This is a genomic window from Pseudomonas citrullilanati, from assembly GCF_030580855.1.
Lineage (GTDB): Bacteria > Pseudomonadota > Gammaproteobacteria > Pseudomonadales > Pseudomonadaceae > Aquipseudomonas > Aquipseudomonas citrulli.
In genome coordinates, this window is record NZ_JAUQOP010000059.1 from 13,432 (window position 1) to 27,252 (window position 13,821).

The window sequence follows — 13,821 nt, forward strand, 5'->3', positions numbered from 1 at the left end:
AAAAAATTAAGGATCGGCAAAAACCGCCGATAACAACAGTGAACGGCATTTTGCCAGAGCTGAGCGTCGACCGAGAAAAATGTCAGACATTCAATCCACATCGATAGGCGTGATCTCCCCGTACGGTGATTACCGCCTGCGCAACACCCAAGCACTGAGCGGCGTCAGTCACCTTTGGCAGGATTTCTTTGCCCAGGCCCTGGCCGATCAACTGGGTGATGCCGCACCGGCGCCTGGCAGCTATCCGCCCGTCGCCCTCGATGAGGCCGTTGAACCGACCCTCGGCGCCGAACTGCTGGACCACATCGTCAGCCAGCGCACCTGCGACGTGAAGGAGACCCAGGTCGCCCCGCCGGAGCCGTTGTTCCTGCCGATCGCCGAACTGGAACTCGACCTGCTGGACAAGCCCTTCCCGCCGTTCCCCGCCGAAGAAATCGCCGCCCAGCAGAAGCAGCAGGACTTCGAGAGCCACTGGGTTCGCCCGCTGGTCCTCACCGCCGGCCAACCGTTGCCGGAACCAGGCCCGGCGCCACAGCCGCGCCCATTGCACCTGCCGATCGCCGAACTGGAACTCGACCTGCTGGACAAGCCGTTCCCGCCGTTCCCCGAAGAAGACATCGTGGCCCAGCAAAAAGCCCTGGACTTCGACACCCGCTGGGCCCGCCCCATCGTCTTGCAGAACCTGCGCATCGCCGCCTGATCAGCGACAGATCCACCAAGGCCCCACATCCAGGTGAAAATGGTTGCGGTGCGCCGCGTTGTAGTCCGGGCTCAAGACCACACTGAACATGTCGCAGGCACCGTCACGCACCTGGCGCAGGAATTGCGCATCGGCGTTATCGCGGGGCCAGTCCTTGAGCACGCTGACCGCGCGGCCATCGGCCAGGCGAAACCCGGCGATGTCCAGGGCGCTGGCCGTGGCATGCTGGCTGCGCGCCCCCGTCTCACGGCCATACATGTTGCGGCAGGCGAAACTGCCGAGGTGATCGACACGCGTCACTTTCTGCCCGTAGGCCGCTGCCGACGCCGGTTGCAAGGCATGACGCTCGAACAGCGCGAACGCCACCGCCAACGGGCAACTGGCAAGGAAGCTGCTGCTCAACCCAACCTCGCCGCCCTGCACCCGCAGCACATTGGTCAGCGGGCAATCGGCGTTGCCGGGGCTGTCGGCCTGGCGAACGACCCGTAGCCCCGACGTCGCCAGGGCATGGTCACACAACTGGGGGTCGTTGCGCAGGGCCATGAGCTTGTAGCGGGTCAGCAGGTTCGGCGCCAGGTTGACGTCCAGCGGCGCCCAGGGATTCCACTGCGGCGGCAGCGACAGCCAACCGCGCCACACCGCCACCATGACGACACCGACGGCCAAGCCCAGCCACAGGAAACCTTTCAGGAGCCGCACGACATGGCCTCGGACATCAATCCTTGAACAACTGGTTGGCCTGCTTGAACGGCATCGAGCGGCGGGTGAAGGTGAACGTGCCCTGCTGCTGGATTTCCTCGGCGGCGCGGAAGAACTCCCCATACGCGGCCAAGGCCAGGGCCGAACCGACGCTGATGCGCTTGACGCCCAGCTCGCTCAACTGCGCGACACTCAGATCGAGCGCCCCGGACATCAGCACGTTCACCGGCTTCGGCGCCACCGCCTGGACCACCGCGAGCACTTGCCCGGCGCTGCTCAGGCCCGGGGCGTAGAGCACATCGGCACCGGCATCGGCGAACGCCTTCAGGCGCCGAATCGTGTCATCCAGGTCGGGGTTGCCATGCAGGAAGTTTTCCGCACGGGCCGTGAGCAGGAAGGGATACGGCAAGCCGCGCACGGCCTCGGCGGCCGCCTTGACCCGTGCCACGGCCAGTTCGAAGCCATAGATCGGGCTGTCCTCGCGCCCCGTGGCATCCTCGATCGAGCCACCGACCGCCCCGGCCTCCGCAGCCCGAAGCAGGTTGTGGGCACAGTCCCGGGGGGCATCGGCGAAACCATTTTCCAGGTCCACCGCCACGGGCAAGTCGCTCGCGGCGACGATGGCGCGCACGTTGGCCAGGGTGGCCTCCAGCCCCAGGCCCCCATCCGGTCGGGCGAGGGAAAAAGCGTGACCGGCACTGGTGGTCGCCAAGGCTTCGAAGCCGAGGCTGGCGAGCATCTTGGCGGAGCCGGCATCCCACGGATTGGGGATGACGAACGCCCCTTCGCGTTCGTGCAGGGCCTTGAACGCTAGGGCTCGACGGGTTTGCGCATCCATGTAGTTCGCTCCTGGGCAGGAAGGGGGCGGGCCTCAGAGCAAACCCAGTTGCTCGGCCGCGGGCTCTCTGTATAGCTCAGGCAAGGCCGGCAAGCCAGGCAATCGACTCATCAAGCGCTGGTGAAAGTGTTGCGCGAGTTTTGCCGCCAGCAGGTTGTCGGCGGTGTGCAGGAAGATGTAGGGCGTGCGCCCTTCTTCGATCCACCCGGCGATTTTTTCCACCCAGGGCGTGAGGAATGGCTCGTTGGCCTCCAGCACCGGATGACCGATGAAACGCACTTGGGGGCATTGGGTGAAGGCGGTTGGCCGAGTGGGCACCCGGGGCTTCTTCGATTGAGCATGGAGCACCGAAGGCTCGGTCGACGTGCAACTGAACAAGGCCCGGGGGTCGAGGCAGATGCGCTCGACGCCACGGTCGAGCAGCAGGCGGTTGAGCTGCCGCTCGGCATCGCCCTTGGCAAAGAACTCGTCGTGACGCACTTCCACGGCCAACGGGCGCTCGAAGGCGTCGATGAACGCCGCCAGTTCAGAAAGCCGATGGGGGGTGAAGGCCTTGGACAATTGCAGCCAGAACGGCGAGACCCGCTCGCCCAAGGGGCTGAGCAACTGGACGAACGTCTCGGTGGCCGTCAGGTGCTCGCGCAGGTCGCCATTGTGACTGATGTCACCGGGCAACTTGGCGGTGAAGCGAAAATGTTCGGGCATGGCCTCGGCCCAGCGCTGCACGATGGCCGCGGACGGACTGGCGTAGAACGTCGTATTGCCTTCCACGGCATTGAAGACTTGGCAATAGAGGCTCAGGAACTCGGTGCTTTTGGCATCTTGGGGATAGAGGTAATCGCGCCAGGCGTTTTCGCTCCAGGACGGGCAACCTAGGTAGTAAGGCAACCCCATCAGATGTAGAGGTCGAGGCCCAGCACTTCCATATCCCAATCGACGAAGCTGGCCGTGCTCAGGTAGCTGGCCAGGGCCGTGGCGACACTGCGCTTCATGGCGCGGTGATACAGCATGTCTTGCTGGCGGGCGGGAAGGTTGCTCAGCCGCTGGGCTGTGGCCTTGGCGGCGCGGGCGGCCAGTTGTTCTTCGGACGGGGATTCCAGTTCGCCATCGACGTCATCGAAAGACTCGGGCTCGACAGCCTTGCCTGCACGCGGCTTGCGCTTGATGGGATAGGACTGGGATGAAACGCCGTCTATACGCATGACAGAATGCTCGGTATCAATGATGGCAATTTAGCGGCACTTTCGTAGCCGCGCAAACGCGCAAGTGATAACTAGAACACATAAAGCCAAAAAGGTTTAAAAACCGACGAAAAAAGTGACGACTGGCGATAACAGGTGTGACTTTTGGGCTGGGGAGGAACGGGTAGCCATGGATTTTTTGTGGCGAGGGGATTTATCCCCGCTTGAGCGCGCAGCGCTCGTGCGCCTATGCAGGTATCTGGAACATCAGGTGCGCCTCGCCCCCCAGCGGGGATAAATCCCCTCGCCACAACGCTGTCCACTTGAGAGGGTGATTATCGTTCGGACTTCGGCACCGCCACCTTGTCCCGCAGATACACCGGCTGCGCCTGGTCCGCCGGGATGGCTTCGCCCCGCGCCCAGGCGAAGCGGGCCAGGGCCAGCAGGTCTTCGGCGTGAGGCAGCATCGCCGCATCCTGGCCGCCGAGGTTGACGGCGATCCGCTCGCCATAGCCCCAACCGGTACCGGCGCCGAACCAGTCGCCATCGGCTTCGCCCGGCAATGCCGCGGCTTCGGGCGGCAGTACCGCTTCGGTCCCCACCAGGCGCATCTCGCCGTCGGTTTCGCGATAGCAACCCCAGTACACCTCGTCCATGCGCGCGTCGATGGCCGCTGCGACCTGCCGGGCGCCGTGCTCGCGCAAGGCGCGCTGGGCCAGCACCGCCAGGTTGGACACCGGCAACACAGGGCGCTCCAGGGCGAACGCGAGTCCCTGGACCACGCCGATGGCGATCCGCACACCGGTGAACGCCCCCGGTCCGCGGCCGAAGGCGATGGCGTCCACCGCTTGCAAGGTGGTCCCGGCGTCGCTGAGCAACTGCTGGATCATCGGCAAAAGCTTCTGGGCATGCAGGCGCGGAATCACCTCGTAATGGCTCGTGACCTTGCCGTCGTGCAGCAAGGCAACGGAGCAAGCTTCAGTCGCGGTGTCCAGGGCCAGCAAGGTGCTCATCGATGTGTCCGAAATCAGGTGAGGGAAAAAGGGCGCCAGTATAAACAACTACGGCCCGCAAGCGGGCCGTAGTTGTCGTAGCGAAGCGGACTTTTCAGCTCAGCGCTTCGAGCACCTTGCCGGTGATCGCATCGACCGAGCCAACACCCGGGATGTGGCTGTACTTCGGCTTGCCCTTGGCGGCCGACAGGTTCTGGTAGAAAGCCACCAGCGGCTTGGTCTGGGAGTGGTAGACCGACAGGCGATGACGCACGGTTTCCTCGGTGTCGTCCTTGCGCTGGACCAGCTCTTCACCGGTGATGTCGTCCTTGCCAGCCAGTTTCGGCGGGTTGTAGACGGTGTGGTAGACACGGCCCGACGGCTCGTGCACGCGGCGACCGGCGATGCGCTGGACGATCTCTTCGTCGTCGACGGCGATCTCGACCACGTGATCGAGTTCCACGCCAGCTTCCACGAGGGCTTCGGCCTGGGGAATGGTGCGTGGGAAACCGTCGAACAGGAAACCCTTGGCGCAATCGGCTTGAGCGATGCGGTCCTTGACCAGGGCGATGATCAGGTCATCCGACACCAGGCCGCCGGCATCCATGATGCTCTTGGCCTTGATGCCCAGCTCGGTGCCCGCCTTGACCGCGGCACGCAGCATGTCGCCGGTGGAGATTTGCGGGATACCGAATTTTTCGGTGATGAACTTTGCCTGAGTACCTTTACCGGCCCCGGGAGCTCCCAGCAGAATGACGCGCATCGATGTGCTCCTCAATTTTTTATGTAAAACGCTCGGATTCGCCTCGTGGGGCCAATCTCGGAAAACTGGAATCGTGACCGCCCAAACGGCCAAAGGCTGATCAAGATACACAGCAGGCCCGACCCACACAAGCCGCCGAAAGTCGGAGGAACCGGCGCCTGATGCGACCTTTGGCGGAGGTGGCGAGAGTCGCAACCAAACAACAAACTGTCGCCTGGTCGACCTCTCCCCTCCCCCCGCCGGCAACGTCCGAGGACGCCGGACGAGCCGTTTCGGTGCGCCGTTCGAGCTTAGCCGGTATTGCGCAAACCGGCGGCAATCCCTGCCACAGACACCAGCAACGCCTGCTCCACGGGGCTGCCCTGGGCCACCTCGGGCTGCCGCGAACGGGCCAGCAGTTCGGCTTGCAACAGGTGCAGCGGATCGAGGTAGGTGTTGCGCAAGCGAATGAATTCCAGGGTGTCTGGGCTATGTGCCAGCAGTTGCGACTGACCGGTCAACCCCAGGACCACCGAACACGCCTGCGACAATAGGTCGCGTAAATGCGCACCCAATGGGAGCAATTCGGGTTCCACCAGGCGCTCGTCGTAGGAGCGGGCGATATCGGCGTCAGCCTTGGCCAGCACCATTTCCAGCATATCGATGCGGGTCCGGAAGAACGGCCATTGCTCGCGCATCTGCCCCAGCAACTCACCTTCGCCGCGCTCCAGGGCCTTGCCCAGGGCGGTTTCCCAGCCGAGCCAGGCCGGCAGCATCAGGCGGGTCTGGGTCCAGCCGAAGATCCACGGGATCGCCCGCAGGCTTTCGATGCCCCCGGCCCGACGCTTGGCCGGACGGCTGCCCAGCGGCAGGCGCCCCAGCTCCTGCTCCGGCGTGGACTGGCGGAAGTACTCGACGAATTGCGGGTTTTCCCGCACCACCGCCCGGTAGGCGCTGACGCCGTCAGCGGCCAACTCGTCCATCAGGTGCCGCCATTCGGGCGTCGGCGGTGGCGGCGGCAACAGGGTCGCCTCCAGCACGGCGGCGAGGTAGAGGTTGAGGTTCTGCTCGGCGATGTCCGGCAGGCCGAATTTGAAACGGATCATTTCGCCCTGTTCGGTGGTGCGGAAGCGCCCGGCCACCGAGCCCGGGGGCTGGGACAGGATCGCCGCGTGGGCCGGACCGCCACCACGCCCGACCGTGCCGCCGCGACCATGGAACAACAGCAGTTCGACCTGCTGCTCGCGACAAATGTCCACCAACCTTTCCTGGGCCCGGTACTGCGCCCACGCCGCAGCGGTGGTGCCGGCATCCTTGGCGGAGTCGGAGTACCCGATCATCACTTCCTGGGGCCCCTGCAGCCGTGAGCGATAGCCCGGCAGCCGCAGCAGCCGCTCCATCACCGGCCCGGCGTTGTCCAGGTCAGCCAGGGTTTCGAACAGCGGCACCACGCGCATCGGCCGCAGCACGCCAGACTCCTTCAACAGCAGTTGCACGGCGAGCACGTCGGACGCCGCGCCGGCCATGGAAATCACGTAGGAGCCCAGGGACGCGGCAGGCGCCGCCGCCACTTCCCGGCACGTGGCCAACACTTCCGCGGTATCGGCCGACGGTTTGAAATGGGCGGGCAACAGCGGGCGCCGGTTGTTCAGCTCCTCCAGCAGGAAGCTGATGCGCTGTTCCTCGTTCCAGTCCTCGTAGCGACCCAGGCCCAGGTAGTCGGTGATTTCCGTCATGGCCGAGCTATGGCGGGTCGAGTCCTGGCGCACGTCGAGACGCACCAGGAACAAGCCGAAGGTGACCGCCCGGCGCAGGCAATCGAGCAATGGCCCGTCGGCGATCACGCCCATGCCGCACTCGTGCAGCGACTGATAGCACAGCTCCAGCGGATCCAGCAGTTCGCGGTTGTTCTGCAACACTTCGGCAGGTGCCGGCGTGGCGCCTTTCAACGCCGCATGGGCCCAGTTGCGGGTGGCCCGCAGGCGCTCGCGCAACTGCTTGAGCACCGCGCGATAGGGTTCGGCGCTGTCACCCGCCAGGGCACGCAAGGCCTCGCTGGCGTGCTGCATGGACAGCTCGGCGGCCAGGTGGTCGACGTCACGCAGGTACAGGTCCGCCGCCATCCAGCGCGCCAGCAGCAACACTTCGCGGGTCACCGCCGCCGTGACGTTCGGGTTGCCGTCACGGTCGCCGCCCATCCACGAAGCGAAGCGGATCGGCGCGGCCTCCAGCGGCAGGCGCAGCCCCGTGGCCGCGTGCAACGCCTGGTCGGCCTTGCGCAGGTAATTGGGAATGGCCTGCCACAGCGAATGCTCGATCACCGCGAAGCCCCACTTGGCCTCGTCCACGGGGGTCGGCCGGGTGCGGCGGATTTCCTCGGTGTGCCAGGCCTCGGCGATCAGGCGTTGCAGGCGCTCATGAATCTGCGCGCGTTCGGCACTGGTCAGGTCGCGGTGGTCCTGGGCCGCCAATTGCGCGGCGATGGCGTCGTACTTCTGGATCAGCGTACGGCGGGCCACTTCCGTGGGATGGGCCGTGAGGACCAACTCGATCTCCAGCCGCGCCAATTGCCGCGCCAGGGACTCGGCGCCATGGCCCTCGGCCCGCAGCCGGGCGAGCAGCTCGGGCAACACCCGGGCCTCGAAGGGCGCCGGCTGCGACTCTTCGCGGCGGTGGATGAGCTGATACTGCTCGGCGATGTTGGCGAGGTTGAGGAACTGGTTGAACGCCCGCGCCACCGGCAGCAGTTCGTCTTCGCTCAACTGGTCGAGACTGGCACTGAGCTCGGCCTCCGCCGAGCCACGCCGATCAGCCTTTGCGCCCTTGCGGATCTGCTCGATCTTGTCGAGAAACGTGTCGCCGTACTGCTCGCGAATGGTATTGCCCAGCAGCTCGCCGAGCAGGTGGACGTCCTCGCGCAAGCGGGCATCGATATCGGTCATCAGCAGTTCTCCAGCAAAAGGTCCGGACAGCCATCGGGTGAGACGCATTGCCATAGAGAGTGCCGATGCCGGTGGTTTATGACAAGCGACGAAGGGTCTTTAAACCTTGTAGGACAACGCTAGTCTCATGAATAAGCCACACAACGGCTGTCACTCACCACGCCTGCCACAAGCAGACTTTATGAGGCCATCATGAAAATCCGTGAGCTTGCCCAGCATTGGGAAGAAAACGCCAAGGGCCGACTGACCCAGACCGGCTATACGATCCACCTGGACATGGAAGCCGCCGCACGCCTGGCGGCGATTTGCGACATGTACCCCAAGCGCCAGCCCGAGGAACTGCTGGGCGAACTGATCGGGGCGGCGCTGGAAGAACTCGAGGCGAGCTTCCCGTACGTCAAGGGACAGCAGGTCGTCGCCACCGATGAAGAAGGCGACCCGCTGTACGAAGACGTCGGCCCGACGCCGAGATTCCTTGCCTTGTCTCGTCGTCACCTGCATGAACTGTCATCGCAGAACGACAAGTCCAAACACTGATCCCGTCCTTTCCCTGCGGTATCCCCGAGCGTGTGAGCGCGCCGGGGGATACCGCTGCGCGCCCTGAAAGTTCAGCTTTTCTGCTATTGACCGATCAGTCAGTAATTCTTTTGGCGATTGGCCACCTCCGCTGAACTTTTGAAAAAAGCTTCGGGTCACACCGAGTAACCATACTGGAACGGCCGTTTTAATAAACGCGCCCGGCCTTCGAGCCTAAACAGACGTCACGGTTTCAGTCCCAGCATGGATCGGTAGTTTTTTTCAGGAGTTTTCCAATGGAGTTGAAGCCTATGAATACCTGCACTGCGAAACCCTCATCCGCAGGCCTGCGCGGCCTGAAGCTGGCCGCCCTGGCCATCGGTAGCAGCTTCATCCTGGCCGGTTGCGCGGGCAACCCACCGTCGGAGCAGTACGCGGTGACCCAATCGGCGGTCAACAGCGCCGTGACGGCCGGCGGTACCGAATTCGCCGCGGTGGAAATGAAATCGGCCCAGGACAAGCTCAAGCAAGCCGAACTCGCCATGCACGACAAGAAATACGACGAAGCCAAGCGTCTGGCCGAGCAGGCCGAGTGGGACGCTCGCGTCGCCGAGCGCAAGGCCCAGGCCGCCAAGGCGGAACAAGCACTCAAGGATTCCCAGAAAGGGGTTCAGGAACTGCGTCAGGAAGGCATGAACAAGCTCCAGTAAGCCGTTCAGGCCACGACGTACTTCTCATTGATAAAAGGACGACAGACTATGATGCACAAACACTTGATGATGCCCGCCCTGCTCGCTGCCTGCGTAGCCCTGGCCGCTTGCTCCCACGATCCGAACGCGAACCTGGAACAGGCCCGCACCAACTACAACGGCTTGCAGGCTGATCCGGCGGCGACCAAAGTGGCGGCCCTGGAAACCAAGGACGCCGCCGATTTCCTGGCCAAGGCCGACAAGGCCTACCTGGACCGCGAAGACGAGGCCAAGGTTGACCAACTGGCCTACCTGACCAACCAGCGCGTTGAAGTGGCCAAGCAGACCATCGCCCTGCGCAACGCCGAAGCCGCGCTGAAAAACGCCGGCGACGAACGCGCCCGCGCCCTGCTCGATGCACGCAACGCGCAGATCAAGCAACTGCAGGACAGCCTGAACGCCAAGCAGACCGAGCGCGGTACGCTGGTAACCTTCGGTGACGTGCTGTTCGCCACCAACAAGTCCGACCTGCGCTCCAGCGGCCTGGTCAACGTGAACAAACTGGCGCAGTTCCTCCAGGAAAACCCTGACCGCAAGGTGATCGTCGAAGGTTACACCGACAGCACCGGTTCGGATTCCTACAACCAGTCGCTGTCCGAGCGTCGTGCCAATTCCGTACGCACCGCCCTGGTGAAAATGGGGGTCGACCCGGCTCGCATCGTGACCCAGGGTTATGGCAAGGAATTCCCGGTCGCTGACAACAACAGCGTGTCGGGCCGCGCCATGAACCGTCGCGTGGAAGTGACCATTTCCAACGACAACCAACCCGTCGCCCCGCGTTCGAGCATGAGCGCCAACTGATCGGTTGAATGCAACGCAAAAGCCCCGCCTGACTTCCATCGGGCGGGGCTTTTTCATGACCACAATATGTTTGGCTGTACACATTCCTTGTGGGAGCGAGCTTGCTCGCGATGGCGGAGTGTCAGGTATGCGGCTGAACCACCGCTATCGCGAGCAAGCTCGCTCCCACAGGGATCTCGCTTATGGCTGCAATTTTTGCGGCGTCTCCTGGCCCATGCAGCGCACCGCGCGTTTCTTGTCATTGATCAGCACGCCCGTCAGGCCTTTCTGCTCGGTGTCGAACAATACCAGCACGCCGTCGATGCACTGGGCGACCTGAGGGGCCGGTTCCAGGGAGACCTTGTAGTCTTCGCCCGGGACGGTCTTGAGCATGGTGAATTCATTGAGCAGCAACGCGTCCTCGGGCTTGGCGAAGTGCAGGTAGCCGTAGTACCACAGCACCGCCACGGTGCCGAGGATGCTGCAGATACCGGTGATGATCAGGGGGATGGCGTTACGTTCTTCGCTCATTGCGGGCTCTCTGGGGATTGAACGGGTGATTTCGGATAATTCGGTACTTCGCCCAGGCGACGCAGGCCGTCGAAGTGCGTGGGGTCATCGAGGTAGCGCAACATCACGGTGCGCCAGGTCGGGTCGGCGAATGTCTGGACGTGCCCGCCGCGGGTCAATTGCAGGACCCTGGGCGGCGGCGCAGCTTGATACAGGCGGATGCCGTTGGAAAGGGGCACGATCGGGTCGTCCAGGCTGTGGTAGATCAGTTTCGGCACCTCGGTCAGTTGCGCCACCGAGCCGATCGCGCTGTCACCGTCCGGCACCAGCCAGGACAACGGCACCTGGAACGGCCAGGTCAACCACGAGGTACTCAGGGCGAACCGCCCGACATCGCGATAACTGGCAGGCACGCCGTCGAGCACCAGCGCCTTGAGCTGTCGCTGGCGCTGCGGATGTTCCACCAGGTAGTGCACCGCCAGCGCGCCGCCCAGGCTCTGGCCGAGCAGCACCAGCGGCTTGCCCTGGACGTCGGGAGACTGGTCGAGCCACTGGAAGGCGGCGTCGATGTCCTGGTAGATCGCCGGCAGGCTCGGCTCGCCCTCGGAGACGCCGTACCCCCGATAGTCGACCATCAGCACCTGGTAGCCCTGCTCCGGCAGCCACCAGCTCCCGCCCAGGTGCCAGGCCAGGTTGCCGCCGTTGCCGTGCAGGTGCAGCACCGTGCCCTTGACCGCGACTCCCGGCTTGACCGGCAGCCACCAGCCCCGCAGCTTGAGGCCGTCGGCGGTGACCAGGTTCACGTCGCGGTAGTCCAGCCTGGCCCGCTCCGGGGTGAACGGCAGGCCCCGCTCAGGGTAGAACAACAGCGAACTGCACCCCCCCAGGGTCAGCAGCAGGCAAAGAATGCCGAGGGTTCGCATCCGGTGAAGCCTCGCAAGTCAGAAGTAAACGCAGTCCCCCTGTGGGAGCGAGCTTGCTCGCGATAGCGGCGGGTCAGTCACAGCCGTACCGACTGTACTGACGCTATCGCGAGCAAGCTCGCTCCCACAGGGATTGGTAGTGCGATTAAAGAATATTGGAATAATCCGCTTCGATCCGGTCCAGGCTCAGGTGGTTCAGGAAGTTGGAGAAACACATCCAGGCCGAGAGCGCATTCATGTCGCGGAACTGTTCGGGCAGGTACTTGGGCGGCACGACCAGCCCCTCGTCCACCAGTTGCCGCAGGGTGCGCATGTCCTCCAGGGTGGTCTTGCCGCAGAACAGCAGCGGCACCTGCTCCAGCTTGCCTTTGCGCACGGCCAGCTGAATGTAGTTGTAAACCATGATGAAGCCCTTGAGGTAGGACAAGTCTTTGGTGAATGGCAGGCCGGTCGGCACCGAGCCACGGAAGACCCGACTGGCGTTGCCGTAGCTTTCAGCCATTTCAAAGCCCTGCTCGCGGAAGAACTCGAAGACCTGCAGGAAATCGGCGCCCTCCTCCACCATGTGGATGGCGCGGGTGCGGTTGGTGAGCTTGCGCAGCCGGCTCGGGTAGGAGGCGAAGGTGATGATTTCCATCAGGATCGCCAGGCCTTCCTGGGTCACCGTGGACGAGGGCGGGCCCTTGGACAGGAAGGTGCAGATCGGCTGGTTCAACCCGTTGAGGGTGGTGCCAACGTGCACCAATCCTTCGTGGACCTCCAGGGCGCGCACGTCGCGCTCGTTGAACATGGCGTCGGTACGGATCTTGATGTAGTCCGCGCCCGCCGCCGCGTCCGCCACGATGCCGTCGGACTCGAACACGCGGATGGTTTCCTCGGCCTCGCCGAACACCCGGTTAAGCCGGTGCTGCAACAAGCCCACGGCGTCCTGGGCGCTGAGGATCTTCGGTTCGTCCTTCAGGTCGCCACGGCCATCGATGTTGTTCAGGTAGTCGGACAGCATCAGGCCCAGGTCCGCCAGGGTCGGATCGCCGGCATGGAAGGCGTCGGAGGCGGCGCCGTAGAGCTCTTGGGAAATCAGCCCGAAATCCTCGGTGCCCCGGGCTTCGAGCATGCGCACCACCATGCGGTATTCCTTGCACATGCGGCGCATGATCTGGCCTACCGGGTTGAACTGCCCGAGCTGGCGCGTGATGTCGCGCTCGATGTTCTGGAACTCCAGCTTCACTTTGCTGGAGTCGAAGGACAGCGGCCGATTGAGGTAATAGTCGCGATCCACGGCGGGCATTTCCTTGCCCTTGGCCTTGAGAAAGCCCTTGCGGATGTTCTCGTCCCACTTCACCGCATCGAGAACGCGAATCGGCGTTTGCGCCAGCACAATGCGATCGGACAAGGTGCGTATCGTCTGCTGGTAATCGTCCACCCGTAACTCCTGTGAAAAGACATCTGCCTGCTGCGATTATTGGGATTTGTCCAGGCGCCGGTAGCGCACGGCCTCCGAGAACACATCGGAATTGGCCGGATCGTCGAGGTAACTGAAGACGGTCACCATGTCGCTGTCCACCAGCACGCCGTCACCGGCCTCGCTCGGGTTCGCCTGGCCGTTGAGGACCTTCTGGCCGATGGCCTGGTTGATCTGCTCCAGATCCAGTGTGTAGACCACCAGTTCCCGCTGGTCGGTCAGTTCGAAACCGGCGATCACGAAATGACCACCATAACGGGCCGGCACCTTGGCCGACAGGTACCAGCGGCTGCCGTGGCGGGAGACGGTGAGCGGGATGGTCTCGCGCTCCTGGGGCCGGGCCTTGAAATAGCTGATGGCCTGGTAACGGTGCCGGCCGACTTTCGTCAGCTCCAGGTTCAGCGGCTCGCCCCAGGCGTTGGTGCTGGTCCAATGGCCGAGCAGGCCCTTGGGCGCGGCCTCGGCGTCGGGCAATGGAGCCTTGAAGGACACCAGGCAACCACTGAGCAGCAGCAACGACACGGCCAATACAACGGCACGCCAGGCTTTCATTGGAACTCCCTATGGCACATGTGGCGAGGGGATTTATCCCCGTGGGGCTGCGGAGCAGCCCCCCCTTGCAGTCAGCTCAGTTAGCCCGAGGTACCGAGTTGGCTGGTTTTGGGGGGGGGGGCGGGCCCCCCGGGGGTAAAACCCCCCCCCCCCACGCCCCCGGGGACCCCCCCCGGGCCCCACCCCCCCCACAACCCCTGGGAGTAGTGGGGGCGGCTTTCGCCCCAGTGTATTT

15 protein-coding genes are annotated in these 13,821 nt (G+C 64.0%); 4 read left to right on the forward strand and 11 right to left on the reverse strand.

The annotated features are described in order from the left end of the window. The first annotated feature begins 79 nt into the window (after positions 1-79). Entirely contained in the window at positions 80-700 is a 621-nt protein-coding gene (locus Q6A48_RS24245) for an energy transducer TonB (RefSeq protein WP_304556943.1), read from the forward strand. Here the strand turns inward: Q6A48_RS24245 and Q6A48_RS24250 are convergent, their stop codons facing one another. From Q6A48_RS24250 to ppc, 7 genes are all read right to left on the reverse strand, one after another. Further along, positions 701-1,348 carry an extensin-like domain-containing protein gene (locus Q6A48_RS24250; RefSeq protein WP_304556961.1) on the reverse strand — a complete coding sequence of 216 codons (648 nt, stop codon included), beginning with the start codon at positions 1,346-1,348 and terminating at the stop codon, positions 701-703. A gap of 67 nt (positions 1,349-1,415) precedes the next feature. Then, the gene (locus tag Q6A48_RS24255) at positions 1,416-2,237 is read right to left on the reverse strand and encodes an isocitrate lyase/PEP mutase family protein (RefSeq protein ID WP_304556944.1); all 822 of its coding nucleotides are present in this window, start codon (positions 2,235-2,237) and stop codon (positions 1,416-1,418) included. A gap of 33 nt (positions 2,238-2,270) precedes the next feature. Beyond that, the gene (locus Q6A48_RS24260) at positions 2,271-3,131 is read right to left on the reverse strand and encodes a DUF72 domain-containing protein (protein WP_304556947.1); all 861 of its coding nucleotides are present in this window, start codon (positions 3,129-3,131) and stop codon (positions 2,271-2,273) included. Then, a complete protein-coding gene (locus Q6A48_RS24265) occupies positions 3,131-3,439 on the reverse strand; it encodes a hypothetical protein (protein ID WP_304556948.1) in 309 nt (102 codons plus the stop codon). The genes Q6A48_RS24260 and Q6A48_RS24265 overlap by 1 nt, the downstream gene beginning before the upstream one ends. 314 nt (positions 3,440-3,753) lie before the next feature. Continuing rightward, the gene (gene tsaB / locus Q6A48_RS24270; RefSeq protein ID WP_304556950.1) at positions 3,754-4,431 is read right to left on the reverse strand and encodes a tRNA (adenosine(37)-N6)-threonylcarbamoyltransferase complex dimerization subunit type 1 TsaB; all 678 of its coding nucleotides are present in this window, start codon (positions 4,429-4,431) and stop codon (positions 3,754-3,756) included. A 94-nt stretch (positions 4,432-4,525) separates the two neighbouring features. Continuing rightward, a complete protein-coding gene (gene adk / locus Q6A48_RS24275; RefSeq protein ID WP_042731031.1) occupies positions 4,526-5,173 on the reverse strand; it encodes an adenylate kinase in 648 nt (215 codons plus the stop codon). Positions 5,174-5,463: 290 nt separating this feature from the next. Next, a complete protein-coding gene (gene ppc, locus Q6A48_RS24280; RefSeq protein WP_304556951.1) occupies positions 5,464-8,094 on the reverse strand; it encodes a phosphoenolpyruvate carboxylase in 2,631 nt (876 codons plus the stop codon). Between the two features lie 192 nt (positions 8,095-8,286). Between ppc and Q6A48_RS24285 the strand changes: the two genes are divergently transcribed. The 3 genes from Q6A48_RS24285 to lptF all read left to right on the forward strand — a co-directional run bounded on the left by Q6A48_RS24285 (position 8,287) and on the right by lptF (position 10,160). Next, complete coding sequence (locus tag Q6A48_RS24285) at positions 8,287-8,631, forward strand: pilin assembly protein (protein WP_304556952.1); 345 nt, start codon at positions 8,287-8,289, stop codon at positions 8,629-8,631. A 275-nt stretch (positions 8,632-8,906) separates the two neighbouring features. Beyond that, entirely contained in the window at positions 8,907-9,320 is a 414-nt protein-coding gene (locus Q6A48_RS24290) for a DUF4398 domain-containing protein (RefSeq protein WP_304556953.1), read from the forward strand. A 51-nt stretch (positions 9,321-9,371) separates the two neighbouring features. Further along, the gene (gene lptF, locus Q6A48_RS24295; RefSeq protein WP_304556962.1) at positions 9,372-10,160 is read left to right on the forward strand and encodes a lipotoxin F family OmpA-related lipoprotein LptF; all 789 of its coding nucleotides are present in this window, start codon (positions 9,372-9,374) and stop codon (positions 10,158-10,160) included. 180 nt (positions 10,161-10,340) lie between these two features. Here lptF and Q6A48_RS24300 read toward each other — a convergent pair whose 3' ends face one another. The 4 genes from Q6A48_RS24300 to Q6A48_RS24315 form a co-directional block, all read right to left on the reverse strand. Further along, complete coding sequence (locus Q6A48_RS24300) at positions 10,341-10,670, reverse strand: PA3694 family proteiin (protein WP_304556954.1); 330 nt, start codon at positions 10,668-10,670, stop codon at positions 10,341-10,343. Continuing rightward, positions 10,667-11,572: an alpha/beta hydrolase gene (locus Q6A48_RS24305; protein WP_304556956.1), complete on the reverse strand. Its 906-nt coding sequence runs from the start codon at positions 11,570-11,572 to the stop codon at positions 10,667-10,669. The genes Q6A48_RS24300 and Q6A48_RS24305 overlap by 4 nt, the downstream gene beginning before the upstream one ends. A gap of 145 nt (positions 11,573-11,717) precedes the next feature. After that, positions 11,718-12,995, reverse strand: a complete 1,278-nt coding sequence (locus Q6A48_RS24310) for a flavohemoglobin expression-modulating QEGLA motif protein (RefSeq protein WP_304556957.1) — start codon at positions 12,993-12,995, stop codon at positions 11,718-11,720. A gap of 36 nt (positions 12,996-13,031) precedes the next feature. Continuing rightward, entirely contained in the window at positions 13,032-13,586 is a 555-nt protein-coding gene (locus Q6A48_RS24315; RefSeq protein WP_304556959.1) for a hypothetical protein, read from the reverse strand. Positions 13,587-13,821: the final 235 nt, after the last annotated feature.

Coding starts and splice junctions, on each gene's coding strand:
- Q6A48_RS24245 (WP_304556943.1), top strand. CDS start 80: ATGTCAGACATTCAATCCACATCGATAGGCGTGATCTCCCCGTACGGT.
- Q6A48_RS24250 (WP_304556961.1), bottom strand. CDS start 1,348: ATGGTGGCGGTGTGGCGCGGTTGGCTGTCGCTGCCGCCGCAGTGGAAT.
- Q6A48_RS24255 (WP_304556944.1), bottom strand. CDS start 2,237: ATGGATGCGCAAACCCGTCGAGCCCTAGCGTTCAAGGCCCTGCACGAA.
- Q6A48_RS24260 (WP_304556947.1), bottom strand. CDS start 3,131: ATGGGGTTGCCTTACTACCTAGGTTGCCCGTCCTGGAGCGAAAACGCC.
- Q6A48_RS24265 (WP_304556948.1), bottom strand. CDS start 3,439: ATGCGTATAGACGGCGTTTCATCCCAGTCCTATCCCATCAAGCGCAAG.
- tsaB (WP_304556950.1), bottom strand. CDS start 4,431: ATGAGCACCTTGCTGGCCCTGGACACCGCGACTGAAGCTTGCTCCGTT.
- adk (WP_042731031.1), bottom strand. CDS start 5,173: ATGCGCGTCATTCTGCTGGGAGCTCCCGGGGCCGGTAAAGGTACTCAG.
- ppc (WP_304556951.1), bottom strand. CDS start 8,094: ATGACCGATATCGATGCCCGCTTGCGCGAGGACGTCCACCTGCTCGGC.
- Q6A48_RS24285 (WP_304556952.1), top strand. CDS start 8,287: ATGAAAATCCGTGAGCTTGCCCAGCATTGGGAAGAAAACGCCAAGGGC.
- Q6A48_RS24290 (WP_304556953.1), top strand. CDS start 8,907: ATGGAGTTGAAGCCTATGAATACCTGCACTGCGAAACCCTCATCCGCA.
- lptF (WP_304556962.1), top strand. CDS start 9,372: ATGCACAAACACTTGATGATGCCCGCCCTGCTCGCTGCCTGCGTAGCC.
- Q6A48_RS24300 (WP_304556954.1), bottom strand. CDS start 10,670: ATGAGCGAAGAACGTAACGCCATCCCCCTGATCATCACCGGTATCTGC.
- Q6A48_RS24305 (WP_304556956.1), bottom strand. CDS start 11,572: ATGCGAACCCTCGGCATTCTTTGCCTGCTGCTGACCCTGGGGGGGTGC.
- Q6A48_RS24315 (WP_304556959.1), bottom strand. CDS start 13,586: ATGAAAGCCTGGCGTGCCGTTGTATTGGCCGTGTCGTTGCTGCTGCTC.